17 protein-coding genes and 1 tRNA gene are annotated in these 17,007 nt (G+C 56.7%); 14 read left to right on the top strand and 4 right to left on the bottom strand.

What is annotated here, in order from left to right; translation table 11 throughout:
• Window positions 1–96: 96 nt before the first annotated feature.
• Together GSVR_RS18910 and GSVR_RS18905 are read left to right on the top strand one after the other, a co-directional pair.
• Complete coding sequence (locus GSVR_RS18910; protein WP_203978726.1) at window positions 97–864, top strand: PEP-CTERM sorting domain-containing protein; 768 nt, start codon at window positions 97–99, stop codon at window positions 862–864.
• 323 nt (window positions 865–1,187) lie between these two features.
• The gene (locus GSVR_RS18905; RefSeq protein ID WP_173195359.1) at window positions 1,188–1,340 is read left to right on the top strand and encodes a hypothetical protein; all 153 of its coding nucleotides are present in this window, start codon (window positions 1,188–1,190) and stop codon (window positions 1,338–1,340) included.
• 59 nt (window positions 1,341–1,399) lie between these two features.
• Here GSVR_RS18905 and GSVR_RS18900 read toward each other — a convergent pair.
• The 3 genes from GSVR_RS18900 to GSVR_RS18890 form a co-directional block, all read right to left on the bottom strand.
• A tRNA-Arg gene (locus GSVR_RS18900) sits at window positions 1,400–1,476 on the bottom strand.
• Between the two features lie 93 nt (window positions 1,477–1,569).
• Complete coding sequence (locus tag GSVR_RS18895) at window positions 1,570–2,487, bottom strand: L,D-transpeptidase family protein (RefSeq protein WP_173195358.1); 918 nt, start codon at window positions 2,485–2,487, stop codon at window positions 1,570–1,572.
• 29 nt (window positions 2,488–2,516) lie between these two features.
• A complete protein-coding gene (locus tag GSVR_RS18890; RefSeq protein ID WP_173195357.1) occupies window positions 2,517–2,867 on the bottom strand; it encodes a hypothetical protein in 351 nt (116 codons plus the stop codon).
• A 413-nt stretch (window positions 2,868–3,280) separates the two neighbouring features.
• Here GSVR_RS18890 and GSVR_RS18885 point away from each other — a divergent pair, with 413 nt between their 5' ends.
• From GSVR_RS18885 to GSVR_RS18835, 11 genes are all read left to right on the top strand, one after another.
• A complete protein-coding gene (locus GSVR_RS18885) occupies window positions 3,281–4,900 on the top strand; it encodes a response regulator (protein ID WP_173195356.1) in 1,620 nt (539 codons plus the stop codon).
• A gap of 12 nt (window positions 4,901–4,912) precedes the next feature.
• Window positions 4,913–6,910 (top strand): PAS domain S-box protein, encoded by a 1,998-nt coding sequence (locus GSVR_RS18880; protein WP_173195355.1) that lies wholly within the window; start codon window positions 4,913–4,915, stop codon window positions 6,908–6,910.
• Entirely contained in the window at window positions 6,907–7,275 is a 369-nt protein-coding gene (locus GSVR_RS18875; protein WP_173195354.1) for a response regulator, read from the top strand. The genes GSVR_RS18880 and GSVR_RS18875 overlap by 4 nt, the downstream gene beginning before the upstream one ends.
• A gap of 276 nt (window positions 7,276–7,551) precedes the next feature.
• Window positions 7,552–8,136, top strand: coding sequence for a 4Fe-4S dicluster domain-containing protein (locus tag GSVR_RS18870; protein WP_173195353.1), 585 nt, complete (start codon window positions 7,552–7,554; stop codon window positions 8,134–8,136).
• Between the two features lie 161 nt (window positions 8,137–8,297).
• Window positions 8,298–9,182: a CoB--CoM heterodisulfide reductase iron-sulfur subunit B family protein gene (locus GSVR_RS18865; RefSeq protein WP_173195352.1), complete on the top strand. Its 885-nt coding sequence runs from the start codon at window positions 8,298–8,300 to the stop codon at window positions 9,180–9,182.
• A gap of 134 nt (window positions 9,183–9,316) precedes the next feature.
• Window positions 9,317–11,314, top strand: a complete 1,998-nt coding sequence (locus GSVR_RS18860) for a CoB--CoM heterodisulfide reductase iron-sulfur subunit A family protein (protein WP_173195351.1) — start codon at window positions 9,317–9,319, stop codon at window positions 11,312–11,314.
• A gap of 130 nt (window positions 11,315–11,444) precedes the next feature.
• A complete protein-coding gene (locus GSVR_RS18855; RefSeq protein WP_173195350.1) occupies window positions 11,445–11,945 on the top strand; it encodes a hydrogenase iron-sulfur subunit in 501 nt (166 codons plus the stop codon).
• Window positions 11,946–12,129: 184 nt separating this feature from the next.
• The gene (locus tag GSVR_RS18850; protein ID WP_173195349.1) at window positions 12,130–13,050 is read left to right on the top strand and encodes a 4Fe-4S dicluster domain-containing protein; all 921 of its coding nucleotides are present in this window, start codon (window positions 12,130–12,132) and stop codon (window positions 13,048–13,050) included.
• A 165-nt stretch (window positions 13,051–13,215) separates the two neighbouring features.
• Window positions 13,216–14,226, top strand: a complete 1,011-nt coding sequence (locus tag GSVR_RS18845) for a 4Fe-4S dicluster domain-containing protein (protein ID WP_173195348.1) — start codon at window positions 13,216–13,218, stop codon at window positions 14,224–14,226.
• 44 nt (window positions 14,227–14,270) lie between these two features.
• Complete coding sequence (locus GSVR_RS18840) at window positions 14,271–14,639, top strand: hypothetical protein (protein WP_173195347.1); 369 nt, start codon at window positions 14,271–14,273, stop codon at window positions 14,637–14,639.
• Window positions 14,640–14,706: 67 nt separating this feature from the next.
• Window positions 14,707–15,552, top strand: coding sequence for an FAD/NAD(P)-binding protein (locus GSVR_RS18835; protein ID WP_173195346.1), 846 nt, complete (start codon window positions 14,707–14,709; stop codon window positions 15,550–15,552).
• Window positions 15,553–15,757: 205 nt separating this feature from the next.
• On the opposite strand, the gene GSVR_RS18830 is transcribed toward GSVR_RS18835, so the two are convergent.
• A complete protein-coding gene (locus GSVR_RS18830) occupies window positions 15,758–16,111 on the bottom strand; it encodes a helix-turn-helix transcriptional regulator (protein ID WP_239077387.1) in 354 nt (117 codons plus the stop codon).
• A 141-nt stretch (window positions 16,112–16,252) separates the two neighbouring features.
• Here GSVR_RS18830 and GSVR_RS18825 point away from each other — a divergent pair, with 141 nt between their 5' ends.
• On the top strand, window positions 16,253–16,912 hold the full coding sequence (locus tag GSVR_RS18825; protein WP_173195345.1) for a flavodoxin family protein: 660 nt from the start codon (window positions 16,253–16,255) through the stop codon (window positions 16,910–16,912).
• Window positions 16,913–17,007: the final 95 nt, after the last annotated feature.

Here is a 17,007-nt window from a genome sequence, read left to right as displayed (position 1 = left end):
ACAGAAATCCGGCTGTATGGCTTGTTTTTTAATCGGTTACCAGCACGGAATGCCTCTTGCTAGTACCTTCTTATCACCTAAAAGGAGGGCTGCGCTATGAGACATGGCATGCGTTTCACGGTAGTTCTGGCGGTGTTGTTCGGCGTCCTGGTGGGGCAGGCCCATGCCCTCGTGTTGTTTGTCGACAGTTTTTCAACGCCTACAAGTAACTGGACCACTACGGGCAACGTGAATACTGTCGGCATCTCCGTGAGTTCGGTTATCCAGGCCCAACAGGGGCGGTACGACCTGTCATCCTGGGGTAGGAGTTTGACCGGCGGCATCGCTCTTGCACAGATGAACCATGACAGTCAGATGGTGGGGGCCATGACGACGTATGAGATGAATCCATTGTCTAGATCCACACCCTTCTCGCTGTCATTCAACTACGGTATTGCGTGGACGCTGGTTAATCCGAGCGGCAACACGGGCGACATCGGCTATGTTTCGGCCCTGTTGAGAGGGGATGGCAAGTTGCTGGCGGAGAAGGATATACAGTGGTCCACAACATCCACGGGACCGAAGTCCGAGATCACTACGGGGCATATCACCCTGCCGGCCGACTACTTCCAGAATTTGGGTACGGATTTCGCCAAGTACACGCTGGAGTTCGATTTTCACAACACGAACAACGCCTTTGACGCCATTGTCGGGATCGACGACGTGGTGTTTGACCTATGGTATACCGGCGGCGAAAATGGCTTGCTTCCGGTACCCGTACCCGCCCCGGTGCCCGAACCGGCCTCCTGTCTGCTGCTTGCCAGCGGCTTGGCGGGCCTTGGGGCTTATGCTAAGAGAAAGCGTCTGGGACGTAAGCCTGTCTGAATGGTAGCAGCGGCTTGAGGGCGTTAACGGAGTCCCTTCAGACCGCTGCGGAATTTCAATGATCACCCGGCGGCGATCCAGACTCGCATGGGGACGAAGATGCTGCTGCTTGATAGGCAATCGCCACTTAACGACATCAAAAAATGTGGCGCGCCCTGGATGGATGGTTATTTTTGCACATGAATGTTGTCCCATGCCATCCTCTCTATCTAGTCGTCTGTACCTTCCCAATACGTGCTTCTGGTAAAACGGCTCAGGAATCGGGGTAGGGGGGGCGGATAGCCTACACGGGCAAAGTCCCGTGCAATGTTTATGGGGCATCTGTGGGCGACGACATCATCGCTGAGCAGGACGGTGAGGAGATCAAAGGCGTTGCGGTGGCAGCCCCGACGTTCGAGCAATATCGCCGAGCGGTCGGGCGTGTGCGGAGAATCCTGGAGGATGGCCGGGCGGAGATCGCGGTAATGGTGCATTAGGGAGTGCACCACGATACACCAAAAAGAAAAAGCCCTTACGCAAGTAAGGGCTTGAATTTTGGCGCGCTCGGAGAGATTCGAACTCCCGACCTACGGATTCGTAGTCCGTTGCTCTATCCAGCTGAGCTACGAGCGCTTGGATGAATCGAACGTTTTTTATATCCAAATTTCGTCCGAAATACAACAAAAATTTTTTCCACAGCCTCTTTTGATCCGAAAAACATGCTTTTTACCTGGTAATGTCGACCGGGAGCCCGCTCCTTTCCTGCAGGGCCAGCTTCAGCTTGGACGAGTCGACACGCCAAAACAGGTCTCTGCCGGTGAGTACGCGGCGCGCCTCCCGCAGGTAATCGACTCCGTCATACTGGTGTACCTGAATGAATACCCTGCCCCCCCGCATCGAGGCTTTGACCGCCTGCTGCACGATGGTGACGCGGGTTCCGGGACGCACGAGACGGTAGAGCTGAAGAATATCCTCCGGATACAGACGCAGGCAGCCATGGCTCGACCGCATGCCGATACCCCAGGGACTGTTCGTGCCGTGGATCAGGACTGAAGGCAGCGAAAGTCGCAGGGCGTGACTGCCTAGGGGATTGTCCGGTCCAGGGGGGACCACGGCGGGCAATGACGGATCTTCCCGGCGGATCGAAGCCGGTACGTACCAGGCAGGGGCGGTTATTTTTTCGATTATGGTGAAAGCTCCGACGGGAGTGTTGTATCCCAGGTCGCCGACACCGAGGGGAAAGGTCGCAAAGCTCCTGTAGTCGTCACGGGAAAAAAGGTACAGTCGCAGTTCCGGGAGATTGATGACGATTCCTTCGTATTCCGGCACATCGGGCAGGATCCAGGCGGTGGGCAGTATGATCCGGGTGCCTGCTGCGGGGATGAATAGATCGGCGCCCGGATTGGCGCGATGAATCGAATTGATACCGAGATCGAAACGCCGGGCGATTTCGAACAGCGATTCCCCCATCTGAATCGTGTAGTCCCGGATCTTACCGCTGAAGCCGGTCGCATAGCTGTACTGTGCCGCACCGGCAGGGGCAGGGCAATGTCCCGACAGGCAGCCGCCGCAGCATATGATTAGCAGGAGTCTGCATACGCTGCTGAGCCAACCGTAATTTCGGCAGCACCACAGGGATGCCACGGTGTCAGCCTCGTGATGTCCGAAACGCACTATTTCTTTTGCTGTAGCTCGAACATCTTCTGGTTTTTACGGGCGGAATTGGATGCATCAACTGCGGCTTCCTCGGCCCGTTTTACCTGTTCTTCCAGTCGGCAGGCTTTCTCGTAAGCCATCTTGGAAAGATCCCGGGCTTCCTTGAGTGCAGCCTGATCTGCAGGGGATAGTTCATTGGCCCCCGCCTTGGCTGCTGCGGCCTGTTTTTCAAGCGCCGAAAGCTTCGCTTCAATTTTGCCCAGTCTGTCGGCCAGAGGATCGATCTGTCGATTGACGAATCCCTCGGTGGCGCAGCCGGCCATCAGAGGCAACAGGGCGATCGCTACGGCTATTTTGATTGGTTTCATGGCATTCCCCTTGTCCGAGAGTAGCCGGCCATTTCTTGAAAATAGCAGGTACTGTGCCAGATGGAAGGAGTAGAATTGTTCAGTAACACCAGCATGTTAGGTAGTTGTAAAAAGGGTTCCCCGGCGGGGACAATAGCAATTTTTGGCGGATAAATCGTCAGAAATGATCCTAAGTAGCCGGCATCACGAGGATTGTGGGGGCAGGTGAATATTTTGCCGGGATGCAAATATAGTAACAGGCACTCGGCGCAGCAGGGCAGTACGGTCTTTTTCCATCCCCGCGTTTGGGTGTCCATCCGCAAAATCGGATGCCGGCGTTCCCGCTCGCGCAGCCTCAACCGTAACTTGGGCTATACTTCTTATATGGCACCCGAATCCTCGACGGCGACAGCAGCAGCTCAGGAGGCCTTTGCGTGAAGATACTGATCGTCGATGACAGCAGCGACAGCCGGAGGCTTCTCCGCTACATTGCCGAACAGCACGGGCATCGGGTGGTTGAAGCCAAGAACGGACTGGAGGCGCTGACGCTGGCGAAGTTCTCCCGACCCGATCTGATCATATCGGATACGTTGATGCCGGTAATGGATGGGTTCCAGCTATTGAGAAATCTCGAAAAAGAAGTCCAATTCCGGATGATTCCGTTCATCTTCTACTCTGCCACTTACTCCGAAGAGAAGGATGTGCACCTCGGTCTTTCGCTGGGGGCGGCAGGTTATATTGTCAAGCCCAAGGACCCGGTGAATATCTGGCAGGAGGTGGAAAGCATCCTCGAAAAATACCGCTCAGGACAGATTTCCTCGGAGCGCTTGGCGGATGAAGAGGAAGAACACCTGGAGCGGTACTGCGAAATCGTGGCGATCAAGCTCGAGGAAAAGGTCAGGCAACTGGAGGAGAGCCAGAAGGAACGCGAGCGCGCCGAGGCGGCCCTGCGGGAGTCCGAAGCGAAGTTCATCACCATCTTCAAGGCGGTGCCCGCTTCACTGGGCATCTCGGTTCTGGCCGACGGCAGGCTGGTCGAGGTAAACGAAAGCTTTCTGAAGATCGCAGGATATGAACGCCACGAGGTGATCGGAAGAACAGCCCTGGAGTTGGGGCTGTGGGCCAATCCGGCCGATCGGGACATGGTGGTTCGGACCCTGCAGCAGCAGGGGGGCATCCGCGACCTTGAGCTGACCTTCAAAGGCAAGTCGGGTGCACGTTTTGTGGGGCTGATGTCAGCGGAACTGATAGAATTCGGCGGTGAAAAATACATGCTGGCCATGGTTCAGGACATCACCGAGCGGAAGCTGTTGGAGCAGGAGGTCGAGACGCTCAACGCCAGCCTGATCGCGCGCGCTGCCGAACAGGAAGAGGCCAATCGAGAGCTGGAAACATATGGTTATACTGTTGCTCACGACCTGCGCAAGCCGCTCACGGTGATCAGCGGTTACTGCCAGGCTGTGATCGAAATCTGCGGTAATCAGCTGGGAAATGAGTGCGTCGGGTATCTGCAGGAGGTATATAACGGAACCCTTCGCATGAACCAGCTGATCGAAGCACTGCTCAATTTCTCCCAGTTGGGGCGCCGGGAGCCGGTGCGGGAGATGGTCGACATATCGGCTATTGCATGGGAGATAGCTGCGGAACTAAAAAAGAGCGAGCCGGAGCGGCGGGTCGTTTTCCACATAGCTCCGGGGGTGGTGGTGAACGGGGATTCCAGTCTGCTGCGGGTCGTCATCGACAATCTCTTTGGCAACGCCTGGAAGTTTACTGCTCTGCGGGAGGAAGGGATCATCGAATTCGGACTGGTGCACATTCAGGGCAGGGGGGTCTTGTTCGTCAGGGATAACGGCCCTGGTTTCGGCATGGCGGACGCCGAGAGGATTTTCATTCCCTTTGAGCGCCTACAGGAAACTGCCGGAATCGGTGGGGGAGGGGGAGTCGGTATCGGGTTGGCAACCGTGCAGCGAATCATCAAGCGTCATGGTGGAAAAGTGTGGGCCGAAGGGGAACTGGGAAAAGGCGCGGCCTTTTACTTTACCCTGGAACCGTAACGGGCGAATCGTGTGACCACTCGTGCCATCCATATCCTGTTTGCGCTGGCTTTGACCGCTACCATATTCGTACTCGATGTGCTCACGCCCCTCGCGTACGGCGAATGGCTGCTCTATGCCATCCCGCTGCTTATTGCCGCCAATGTCGTGCCTATTGCCAGCATTGCATGGCTTCCCGCTGCCGGATCACTGCTCACGGCGCTCGGTTTTTTCCTGTCTCCCCACCAAAACTTTGAACAGAAGATTGCCATAGTCAACCGGGGCATGGGAATAGCCATGCTGTGGTGCCTGGCGTACATGACCAAAAGGCGCAGGGAGGCCCAGGAAAACCTTGCCCGGTCGTACAGGGACCTGGAGCGGCGCGTGGAAGAGCGCACCAGGGAGCTGTCCGAGGCGAATGAGTTTCTGGTGAGGGAAATTTCGGAGCGTCAGCGGACCGAGAGGGAGTTACAGGAATCGGAACATAAATTCAAAGACTTGGCTGAAAATTCCCGGGTAGGATTCTACCTCATGCGCGATGGTGTCTTCTGTTATGCCAATCCTTTTTTTGCTGAAATTTTCGGTTATTCCGCCGGGGAACTGGTGAGCAGAGGTTACCGGGAGCTGGTGCTGCCGGAGGATCTGTCTCGTCTGGATGAGCATCTGCAAAAGCGGCTGGAAGGGGACGAGCAGTATGGACATTACACCTTCAGCGGCATCAGGAAGGATGGGGTCGTGCTCTGTCTGGAGGCCTACAACTCACGGACCATCTATCAGGGAAGTCCCGCGATCATCGGGGCTGTGGTCGATATAACCGAGCGGAGACGGGCAGAGGAAGCCTTGCGATACAGCGAAGCGCGCTACCGGAATCTGCATGACGAGATTCCGACCATGATCTTTACACTCGATCTCACGGGTACGATCCTTTCGGTCAATCCCTATGGAGCGAGCCAGTTGGGCTACGCTATCGACGAGTTGGAGGGGGCGTCGGTACTGGAGATTTTTCATCGGGAAGACAGAGGTTCCGTGGCCGAACAGTTACGCAAATGCCTGCGGGAGCCGGGGCGAGTCTATCACTGGCAGTTACGCAAGATCCGCAAGGATGGCGGCCTGTTGTGGGTGGAAGAACTGGCGCAGGCCATATACGACCTGAACGGTTCCCCGAATGTCCTGGTAGTCTGTCGTGACGTCACCGCAAGCAGGGAGGCGGAAGAAGCGTTGCGGAAGGCCCATAATGAGCTGGAGCAGAAGGTCGCCGAAAGGACGAAGGCTTTGGCAGAGGCCAATCAGAAGCTTCTGGAGATGGATCGGCTGAAATCGATGTTCATAGCGTCCATGAGCCATGAAATTCGAACTCCGCTCAACTCGGTGATCGGATTCGCCAGCATCCTGCTGAACGAATGGTTGGGGCCGGTCAATGCGGAGCAGAAGGAAAATCTGGCGGCCATTCTGCGCGCGGGAAAACACCTGATGTCGTTATTGAACGACGTCATTGATCTGTCCAGAATAGAGTCGGGAAAGGTGGAGCCGTTAATCGAGGAGTTCGACATCGGCACTCTGGTTGATGAGGCGGTGGACCTGGTGGCTGTCGAGGCCCGGGAAAAGGGGCTTGAACTCGCGGTGAAAGCTATCCGCCTGACCATGCGAACCGACAGGCGCAGGCTTCTGCAGTGTCTGGCCAATCTGCTGACAAATGCGGTAAAATTTACGGAAAGGGGGGGCGTTTTCATTACCGTGAGCCGATGTACCGAGGATGCTTTCCCGCTTTCAGGTCCGGTACCGACGCCCGAGACAGTGGAGATTTCAATTGAAGATACCGGTATCGGCATTCGGCCGGAAGACCAGGCGAAGCTTTTTCAGCCCTTCGTACGGGTTGTTTCTCCGGATGTAACGGCGGTTTCCGGTACCGGCCTCGGTCTTTACCTGACGGCACGGCTCGTCAAGGAGGTCCTGAAAGGCGATGTGCGCTGCAGCAGCCGCTATGGCCGAGGGAGTACCTTCGGCATCAGGATCCCTGTGAGGATCGTATGAAAAAAGCCCTGATCATCGAGGACAACAGGGATAGCATCCGGCTTATGATCTATGCGCTGAAACGCGCCGAGTATGAGGTGATCGCGGCCGAAACAGGCGAAGAGGGGGTACATCTGGCGCTGGCAGAACATCCCGATGTTGTGATTATCGATATCAACCTGCCCGGAATAGACGGGTTGGAAGCTGCCAGGCGCGTCAGGAAGGCCTCGGCCGGCGCCGGCCTGCCGATCATTGCAATCACTGCCTATGCCATGGCCGGCGATATGGAAAGAATTTTATCGGCCGGCTGCAATGGCTATTTCGAAAAGCCTATCGATCCTCTTACCATTGTCGAGAAGATCGAAGCGGTGATCAAGGGGGCATGATCGAGTGCGTCTACACCACCAGTCTCCTGCATCAAACAAACGTCATCTTGCTTGTTTCAGAAACCTGAAAAAGTATACAAATTCATTTTAACTAAATCGAGAAAGCCCCTATGGCGGCTTTTTAACTTGCTTTTTCAAGTCCCGTTGTGTAAAAAATATACTTAAACCTCAGTAGTATAACCGCGCTACTTGCGACCGGTGACTCCTCACCCGATCACCCGTCCGATAATAAGGCGGGCCATGCCTTTGTTTTAGTCTTAGTAAAAAGGTGCTCCAGTGAAAAAGAAAAAGATGATCATCTCTACCGAGACGATGGATCTTGACTTCGTCCGCAAGGTCGAGGCCTTGTCCGGCACCTCGGTGCGCCGCTGTTTCCAGTGCGGCAAATGTTCGGCCGGCTGCCCGATGGCCACCTTCATGGAGCATCCCCCCAACCGGGTGATGCGGCTTCTGCAGCTGGGCCAGTGGCAGCGTATCCTGGCAGGACGTTCGATCTGGTACTGCGCCTCCTGCGAAACCTGTTCGACCCGCTGCCCCAACAAGGTGCACCTGGCATCGATCATGGACGCCCTGCGCAAGCTGTCATGGGATGCGGAAGGCCCCTCCAAGGAGAGCTACGTCCAGTTGGCCAACAAACTGTTTCTGCAGAACATCCGTGCCTATGGCAGGCAGTACGAGATGCGCCTGGCCGCTGTTTTTAACGTCAAGAGCGGGCAATTTCTGAAAGATTTGATGCTCGGCCCCAAGCTGCTCAGCAAGGGCAAGCTGAAGATGTTCCACAGCAAAAACAAAAACATGCATGAGATCGAAAAGATCTTCACCCGGATCGAAGAGATGCGGAAAAAAGGCGAAGCGCTGTAAAGAGTAAATTTAAGGGCAATAGAGCGCGGTACCGGCGGAAAAGACGGATAAATCCGGATAAAGTCTTAAATGCGCTTTTATTTAAACCTACTCTTTCCGCCTTTATCCGCTGGTACCGATTTTTCCGTGTTCCATAATCGATTTTGGTTTGATGGTGACCAATGACTGATTCAAAACTCTCCTACGCCTACTACCCCGGCTGTTCGCTGCATGCCTCGGCCGGCGAGTACGATCTTTCCACCCGTGAGCTGTTCAAGGCACTGAACATCGGCCTGACCGAGGTGCCGGACTGGTTCTGCTGCGGCGCCACTCCGGCCCACAATGTGGATGAACTGCTCTCGCTCTCGCTGTGCGCCAAAAACCTGGAACTGGCCGAGCAGGTCGAGGGGGATCTGGCCGTGGCCTGCGCCGCCTGCTTTTCGCGGCTCAAGTTCACTCAGCATACCCTGGAAGAGAGCGACACCAAGCGCAAACAGGTGGAAAAGGCCATCGATGCGCCGGTCAGACTGGATGGGCAGGTCAAGCACCTGCTGGAGATCCTGGCAAAAGACCTGGGGCTGGAGCAACTGGCCCGGTCGATCAAAAAACCGCTCAAGGGGCTCAAGGTGGCCTGCTACTACGGCTGTCTCCTGACCCGCCCCCCAGAAGTGCCCAACCTGGATTGCACCGAGGCCCCGACCATCATGGAGCGGGTGATCGAAGCGACGGGCGCGGAAAGTGTTGCCTGGACCCATCGCCTGGAGTGCTGTGGCGCCAATTTCACCCTCTCGCGCCCCGGCGTGGTGATCCAGCTCAGCAATGCCATCCTCGAATCGGCCAAGGCGGCCGGCGCCGATTGCATCATGGTCGGCTGCCCCCTCTGTCACGGCAATCTCGATATCCGTCAGAAAGAGATCGAAGGGGTCTACAAGACCAGCTACGGTCTGCCGGTCTTCTATCTGACCCAGCTGGTGGGGCTGGCAGCCGGCTTGCCGGCCGAAAAACTGGGCCTGGACGCGTTGATCGTCAATCCCCTGCCGTTGCTGAAGGAAAAACAACTGCTGTAGCCACAGAGGACACAGAGAGCACAGAGGAATTCAAAAATGCAATGGGTCAAGGCTCGGATTTAACCCCCAAAGGATTATGTTTCAAAAGACTCTGGTTTTTCTCTGTGACCTCTGTGACGAAAAGGAATAAATAGATGTCAAGAATCGGCGTATTTGTCTGTCACTGCGGCGAAAACATATCGAGGACGGTGGATGTGGAGCGGGTGGCTGCCCAGGTCGGAATGCTTCCGGGGGTGGCCTTTTCGACGGACTACAAGTACATGTGCTCCGATCCCGGCCAGACCCTGCTGAAGCGGGCCATCCAGGAGCAGCGGCTTTCCCACGTGGTGGTGGCGGCCTGCTCTCCCCGAATGCACGAGAAAACCTTCCGCAAGGCAGTGGAGGCGGCCGGCCTGAACCCCTTTCTGTGCGAAATGGCAAATATCCGCGAACACTGCTCCTGGGTCCACGAAGACAAGCAGGAGGCCACGGAAAAGGCTATCGAGATTGTCGGCATGATGGTGGAGCGGGTCAAGAAGAACCGCGTGCTGCCCACCATCACCGTACCGGTCACCAAGCGCTCGCTGGTCATCGGCGGCGGCATCGCCGGTATTCAGGCCGCCCTGGACATTGCCGATGCGGGCCACGAGGTCGTGCTGGTGGAGCGGGAACCCTCCATCGGCGGCCACATGGCCCAACTTTCCGAAACGTTTCCCACCCTCGACTGCTCCCAATGCATCATGACCCCCAAAATGGTCGATGTCGCCAACCACCCCAAGATCAAGCTCTACACCTACGCCGAAATAGAACATGTCGAGGGGTATATCGGTAACTTTCAGGTCACGGTCCGCAAGAAGGCCCGTTCGGTGGATGAGGACAGGTGCACCGGCTGCGGCGTCTGCATGGAAAAGTGTCCCATCAAAAAGATCCCCAACAAATTCGATTGCAATCGGGGGATGCGCCCGGCCATCTACGTCCCCTTTCCCCAGGCGGTACCCAATACCCCGGTCATCGACCGGGAACACTGCACCAAATTCAGGACCGGTAAATGCGGCCTGTGCCAGAAGGTGTGCGGCCCCGGCGCCGTTGACTACGAGCAGGAAGACCAGCTGATCGTGGAACCGGTCGGCGCCATTGTGGTTGCCACCGGCTTTGACCTCTACTCCATCGCCGAGAAACCCAAGGGCTCCCCCATCAAGGGCTACGGCGAATTCGGCCACGGCAAGCTGCCGGATGTCATCGACGGTATGACCTTCGAGCGCCTGGCATCGGCTTCCGGCCCCACTGGTGGCAAGATCCTGCGCCCTTCGGACGGCAAGGAACCGAAACAAATCGTCTTCATCCAGTGCGTCGGCAGCAGGGCCAGGGAAAAAGGGATTTCCTACTGTTCCAAGATCTGCTGCATGTACACTGCCAAGCATACCATGCTCTACCACCACAAGGTCCACGATGGCCAGGCCTATGTCTTCTTCATGGATGCCCGTACGCCGGGCAAGAACTACGACGAATTCTGGCGCCGCTCCATCGAGGAAGAGGAGGCGGTCTACATCCGCGGCATGGTCTCGCGCCTCTATCAGAAAGATGACAAGATCGTGGTCATGGGTAGCGACATTTCGGTCGGTGTCCAAGTGGAGATCGAGGCCGACATGGTTGTGCTGGCCACGGCTGTCCAGCCCCAGGCCGGCGCGGAGTTGCTGGCCCAGAAACTGGGCATCTCCTACGACAAATACAACTTCTACTCCGAAGCCCACGCCAAGCTGAGGCCGGTTGAATGCGCCACGGCCGGCATCTACCTGGCCGGCGCCTGCCAGGGGCCCAAGGACATCCCCGACACCGTCAGCCAGGCCAGTGCCGCCGCCGCCAAGGTGATGACCCTGTTTGCCAAGGACAAGCTGGAGCGGGAACCGGTGGTTGCAAAGGTGAAGGATGCCGGCTGCGTGGGCTGCTTTTACTGCAAAAAGGTTTGCCCTTACGGCGCGGTGGAGGAGAAGGAGATGCGCGACCGCCAGGGCAACCTGGTCAAGGTGGTGGCCTACGTCAACCCCGGAGTCTGCGGCGGCTGCGGTACCTGCCAGGCCACCTGCCCGTCCAAGTCGGTGGAGCTTGATGGGTACACCGATGAACAGATCGTGGCAATGATAGAGGCGTTATAATCACTATAGAACACGGTACAAGCGGAAACTTCAGATAACATCAGATTAAACAGAAGTAAGATCCGTTTTTATCTGCCTTTTCCGATTTTTCCGTGTTCCATGCTTTCAATCCGCTTTCAAAGGTTTTCCAATGCACGCTGAAAAGCAGAAACACGACTTCGAACCGAAGATAATCGCCTTTGTCTGCACCTGGTGCACCTATGCCGGGGCCGACCTGGCCGGGACCTCGCGCATGCAGTACCCGGCCAACGTGCGGGTGCTCAAGTTTCCCTGCACCGGCCGCATCGATCCCGTCTTCATTCTCAAGGCTTTCCAGCAGGGGGCCGACGGGGTGCTGGTTTCGGGTTGCCATCCTGGCGATTGTCACTACATCGCCGGCAACTTCCACGCCCGACGCCGCTTCGCCGCCTTCCGCAAGCTGCTGGAGTTCGTGGGGGTTCATCTCGATCGTCTGCAGTTCTCCTGGGTCTCGGCTGCCGAAGGGGGCAAATGGGTCGAGGTTGTCACCGACCTGACCGAGCGGGTGCGGGCCATGGGGCCGATGCGTGAGTTCAAGGAACTGGCCCTGGAGGAACAGTGGTCCGGTGCTCTTGCTTCGCCGGAGCTGAAAGAGGCATTCAAACAAATTTAAAATAAAAGACAATGGAACGCGGAAAAGACCCGGATTTGGACGGATTAGCGCGGATACGCCAAAACCGGAGATCTCAGGTTCATCCCCAATCTCCAAATTCGCGTAAACCATTAAATCCGCGTCATCCGTGTTCCATTACCATGATGGATTTTATAACGATGCTTTCGACTATAAAGGTTCTTTCATGACCCAGGCAATCGACACATCTCTCTACGCCGCTGTTACCGACGCTATCAGAAACGAGGCGTCCCGCATACTCTCCGATGGCACCGTCAGCGCGGTTATCGGCTATACCGCCGCCCGCAGAAGAGGTTCGGCTCAGCCGATCGTCGTATCCAGAATCGAGGATGCGGCGAAACTGATCTTTACCCCTGCCTGCGTCAACAATCTGGCTGTCTACCTGACTAAGGCCAAGAAAGAGGTCCCCAAGGCAGGCAGGATCGGCGTCGTGGTCAAGGGATGCGACCTGAAAGCCCTGGTGGGCTTGATGGGCGAATCGCAACTGACCCGCGAACGGCTCTATCTGATTGGTGTTCCCTGCGTCGGCGTGCTGGCCTCGGTGGTGCAGCCCGACACGGAGCTGACCTCCGAGAGCATCGCCCCCAAATGCCGGGAATGCGATGCTCACCTGCCTGCAGGCTGCGATTACGTACCGGCCCAGAAGCCGGTAACTCCCGAGCTGGAGAAAAAGTACGCGGCGGAGATCGCCCGGCTGGAGGCATTGACCCCGGCCGAACGCTGGAGCTATTGGAAGGAACAGTCTTCCAAATGTATCAAATGCTACGCCTGCCGTCAGGTCTGCCCGTTCTGCTTCTGCGAGCAATGCCTGTGTGACCGCAACAAGCCGCAAATGGTGGAGAGCACCCCCCGGCCGGCCGGTAATGTTGCCTGGCACATCGTCCGGGCCATGCACCTGGCCGGGCGCTGCGCCGGCTGTGCCGAGTGCGAACGGGTCTGCCCCATGGACATCCCGCTCAACCTCCTGAACCGCAAGATGGCCAAGGAACTGAAGGAACTGTTCGACCACGAGGCGGGCTTCGAGGTCAACGAGAAGGGGCCGCTGGCGACGTTCACTGAAAAGGATGATCAGTCGTTTATCAAATAGGAACCGATTAAAAGCATTCACCACGGAGAACACGAAGGTACACGGAGAAAAACCGAGGAAAAGCAAAAGCATTGTTTTTTGTTTAACCCCGAATCTTTAGTTTTTGATTTTGTCTCTCCTCCGCCTTTCCTCCGTATCCTCTGTGGTGAAAAAAAGGTTTTATACATGCAGAAATACATCTCGGAACAGAACCTGAACGCCCTCCTGGATAAGCTGATCGCCGAAGGCAAACGAGTGGTGGCACCTCGCCTGAACGCCGGCACGCCGCTCTACGAGCCGCTCGCCAGCGCTGCTGAACTGGTCATTGACCGATTGCCGCGCCGCTCCGGCAAGGAGGCCTTCTTTCCTCTGTGCGAGGACATCATGTCCTACGAGAAGGAGGGACAAAGGGTCGAACTGCAGGATATCGATCCGGTCCGTTTTCCGGAAACGGTGCTGGTGGGGGTGCGCCCCTGCGATGCCGCAGCCATCCCGGTATTGGATACAGTCTTTTCCTGGGACTATAAGGATGAATTCTTCCTGGAGCGCCGCAGGAAGACCACCATCATTGGACTGGCCTGTACACAAGCGGATGATGCCTGCTTCTGCTCGGCAGTGGGACTCTCCCCCGGCGATCCCAAAGGGGCCGACCTGTTTCTGACCCCGCTGGAGGGGGGCGGATATGCCTGCGAAGCCTTCAGCGAGAAAGGAGAAACGCTGGTCGGCGCCCACCATGAGCTGTTCGCTGAGCCCAACGGCGCCAAAGCACTGCCCCTGGCCGAGCCCCAGACTGACGCGTTCGATCTGAAAAAGGTCAAGCAGTGGCTGGACGAGCACTTCGAAGATCCATCCTGGGATACCATCGCCACCCGCTGCGTGGGGTGCGGGGCCTGTGCCTTTGTCTGCCCGGCCTGCCACTGCTTCGATATCGTGGACGAGGGAACCGAGAAGAAGGGCAAGCGCCGCAAAAACTGGGATGCCTGCGGTTTCTGGAAATTCACCCACCACGCCTCGGGCCATAATCCCCGCGACCAGCAGCCCAAGCGCTACCGCAACCGTATCATGCACAAGTTCAAGTATTATGATGACAAGTTCGGCCAGACGCTCTGCACCGGCTGCGGCAGATGCATCCGGCTCTGTCCGGTGGGGATCGACATTGCAGCGATATTACAGCAGGTTGAGGCCAAGGTTGAATAAAGCAGTTCCTTGACCTCAAGCTCAATCTTAACCTGAGGTGTCACATGGAACGGTTCATCAATAGAGAGCTGGTGGTGGCGGCCCAGATGACCACCCCGGAAGACAATCCGCTGGTATCGGACACTACCCGCATGATGGATGTCTGGTTCGGCGCTACTGTGGTCAGAAAGCAGCTTTTCAAGAAGGTTGCCAAGGCCGATCAGGAAGCCTTCATCCAGGAGTTGCTGTCCCGCGGTTTCGTGCAGTCCGGCAACCTGCTGGTGAATCCCCGGGCTGTGCTGTTTGCCGAAATGGAGCATGAACTGGTGGGGGGCGTGATCACCATCGGATTCGGGGACAACAACCGGGCGGTCGAATTGAAAGTCAAGGCCCCGGCGTTTCGAGAGCTGGCGGCAAAACTGATTGAGCAGTAGAAAAGCAGCTTGAGGTTAGGGTTGAGTAAAAGCTTAACCTTGGCCTTAACCTTAACCTGAGGTTTACATGTGCGATCATAACAAGAACATCTATCTCCCTTACTTGGCCACTGTCGAGGAGGTCATCGACGAGACCCCGGATGTCCGTACCCTGCGCCTGGTTTTTCAGGATGAGCAGGTCCGTGACAGCTTCGTCTTCCGGGCTGGCCAGTTCGCCGAATATTCCGCTTTCGGGGCCGGGGAGTCCACCTTCTGCATCGCTTCCTCTCCTACCAGGAAGGGCTACATCGAATGCTGTTTCCGGTCAGTGGGCCGGGTGACCGAGGCCCTGCGCAGGCTGGAGGTCGGCGACAGCATGGGGGTGCGCGGCCCGTACGGCAACTCCTTTCCCATTGAAGACTTCTATGGCAGGAACCTGGTCTTCGTTGCCGGCGGCATCGCCTTGCCGCCGCTCAGGACCTTGATCTGGAACTGCCTTGATCTGCGTGATAAATTCGGGGAGATCACCATCGTCTACGGCGCCCGCACGGAGGCGGACCTGGTCTACAAACGCGAATTGGAGGAGTGGGAAAAGCGCGGTGACGTGCGGCTGGTCAAGACGGTCGATCCGGGGGGCAATGGCCCTGCGTGGGATGGCAAGGTCGGCTTTGTCCCGGCCATCCTGGAAGAGGCTGCTCCTGCGGCCGACAACACCATTGCCCTGGTCTGCGGCCCGCCGATCATGATCAAGTTCACCCTGCCGGTGCTGGAGAAGCTGGGCTTTACGGACGAACAGGTCTACACTACCTTGGAGAACCGCATGAAGTGCGGCCTGGGTAAGTGCGGCCGCTGCAATGTCGGCAATGTCTATGTCTGCAAGGATGGGCCGGTCTTCACTGCGGAGCAGGTCAAGGCCATGCCGGCAGAATTTTGATTGGGGTGAGCATGCCTTAGCGCCCAAGAGTGTGGGCGGCGTTCGGGGTGCCACTAAGGAAGGATAAACCCGTTAGCTGGGGGGTGAAAAAGGCGTTCGCTTATGTGGACGCCTTTTCTGTTGGCAACGATGGTATGAAATGCAGCCTGGCAACGTAATTTCTGGGGCGACTTCCATCGGGGGGACGGGCGAGAGACTGCCGGAGTCAGGCTTTTCCTTTGTCAGCTGTTCCTGCAGCAATTATGGCCGCAATGACTCCCGGAAAGCGTGCTTCCAGATCTTCAGTCCGCAAAGAGTTTATCAGCTCGTTACCCTCCCGCCTGCTGGCGACTACCCCCGATTCCCTCAGGACTTTGAAGTGATGCGATAACGTGGACTTGGGCATCGGTATATCGAATGCTCCACAGGCAACCTGACCCGCTCTGGCAATTTTGAGCACGATTTCCATGCGTATGGGGTCGCTGAGTGCGTGAAGGACTTTGGGTAAAGTAATTTCATCCCGCAAGGGTTGTTGTATTTCGCTATTCCTGGTCATGGCCTGGCTCGCTTTTTTCTTCATGATACTGGAATGAAGTTGACAATGCAATGCTGTTCGATTATTTTCGAAATAGTTGGTTCGATATTATTCGAACAGCCCTTGCTTTGCATGTTGAGGAACAAGGGGCAAGGGATTCCAACAGTCATACAAGGAGGAACGATCATGGTCGTCATCGGAGTCAACGGTAGTCCGCGCAAACAGTGGAACACGGCCACGCTGGTGTCCAAAGCGCTGGAAGGGGCCGCAGCGCAAGGGGCTGAGACGGAGCTTGTTCATCTCTATGACCTCGATTTCAAGGGATGCAAGAGTTGTCTGGCCTGCAAGACCAGAGGGGGGAAGAGTTACGGGAAATGCGTTCTGAGCGACGATCTGGCACCGGTGCTGGAAAAGATCGCGGCAGCCGACGCGCTTGTCATCGGTTCGCCGATCTACTTCGGCACGGTCACCGGCGAGACGCGCAGCTTTCTGGAGCGCCTGCTATTTCCGTACCTCACGTACACGGTGCCGTATGGCACGCTGTTTCCCAGGCACATCAAGACCGGTTTCATATACACCATGAATGTCCCGGAAGAACGGAGCAAGGAATTCGGGTATGAACAGGTCTTCAGGACCAATGAGCGCTATGTTCAGTTGCTCCTTGGGGCAGCCGAATCATTGTGCGCGTATGATACCTGCCAGGTGGATGACTATTCGAAGGTGGTGATCGAAAGTTTCGATCCGGTTCACAAGGCCCGGCGTCGTGCGGAGGCATTGCCGTTGGAGTGCCGTCGCGCTTTCGAACTGGGACAACGATTGGCCGGAGCCGAAAGTATTGCAGCATAAGGTGTGCGGTCGGTGTGTCAAAGGCGGGGTAGTGCTACCTCGCCTTTCTATTCGTGGTTGCTCAGAGGCAAGAAAATGAGGCTCAAGGCTCATGT

Source organism: Geobacter sp. SVR, assembly GCF_016865365.1.
Lineage (GTDB): Bacteria > Desulfobacterota > Desulfuromonadia > Geobacterales > Pseudopelobacteraceae > Pelotalea.
The sequence above is the reverse complement of the archived record's forward strand: the minus strand, read 5'-3'. Positions and strand labels throughout refer to the sequence as shown.

Excerpts from the sequence above, each read along its gene's own strand:
- GSVR_RS18910 (WP_203978726.1), top strand. The coding sequence starts at position 97 with ATGAGACATGGCATGCGTTTCACGGTAGTTCTGGCGGTGTTGTTCGGC.
- GSVR_RS18890 (WP_173195357.1), bottom strand. The coding sequence starts at position 2,867 with ATGAAACCAATCAAAATAGCCGTAGCGATCGCCCTGTTGCCTCTGATG.
- GSVR_RS18875 (WP_173195354.1), top strand. The coding sequence starts at position 6,907 with ATGAAAAAAGCCCTGATCATCGAGGACAACAGGGATAGCATCCGGCTT.
- GSVR_RS18865 (WP_173195352.1), top strand. The coding sequence starts at position 8,298 with ATGACTGATTCAAAACTCTCCTACGCCTACTACCCCGGCTGTTCGCTG.
- GSVR_RS18860 (WP_173195351.1), top strand. The coding sequence starts at position 9,317 with ATGTCAAGAATCGGCGTATTTGTCTGTCACTGCGGCGAAAACATATCG.
- GSVR_RS18855 (WP_173195350.1), top strand. The coding sequence starts at position 11,445 with ATGCACGCTGAAAAGCAGAAACACGACTTCGAACCGAAGATAATCGCC.
- GSVR_RS18850 (WP_173195349.1), top strand. The coding sequence starts at position 12,130 with ATGACCCAGGCAATCGACACATCTCTCTACGCCGCTGTTACCGACGCT.
- GSVR_RS18845 (WP_173195348.1), top strand. The coding sequence starts at position 13,216 with ATGCAGAAATACATCTCGGAACAGAACCTGAACGCCCTCCTGGATAAG.
- GSVR_RS18840 (WP_173195347.1), top strand. The coding sequence starts at position 14,271 with ATGGAACGGTTCATCAATAGAGAGCTGGTGGTGGCGGCCCAGATGACC.
- GSVR_RS18835 (WP_173195346.1), top strand. The coding sequence starts at position 14,707 with ATGTGCGATCATAACAAGAACATCTATCTCCCTTACTTGGCCACTGTC.
- GSVR_RS18830 (WP_239077387.1), bottom strand. The coding sequence starts at position 16,111 with ATGAAGAAAAAAGCGAGCCAGGCCATGACCAGGAATAGCGAAATACAA.
- GSVR_RS18825 (WP_173195345.1), top strand. The coding sequence starts at position 16,253 with ATGGTCGTCATCGGAGTCAACGGTAGTCCGCGCAAACAGTGGAACACG.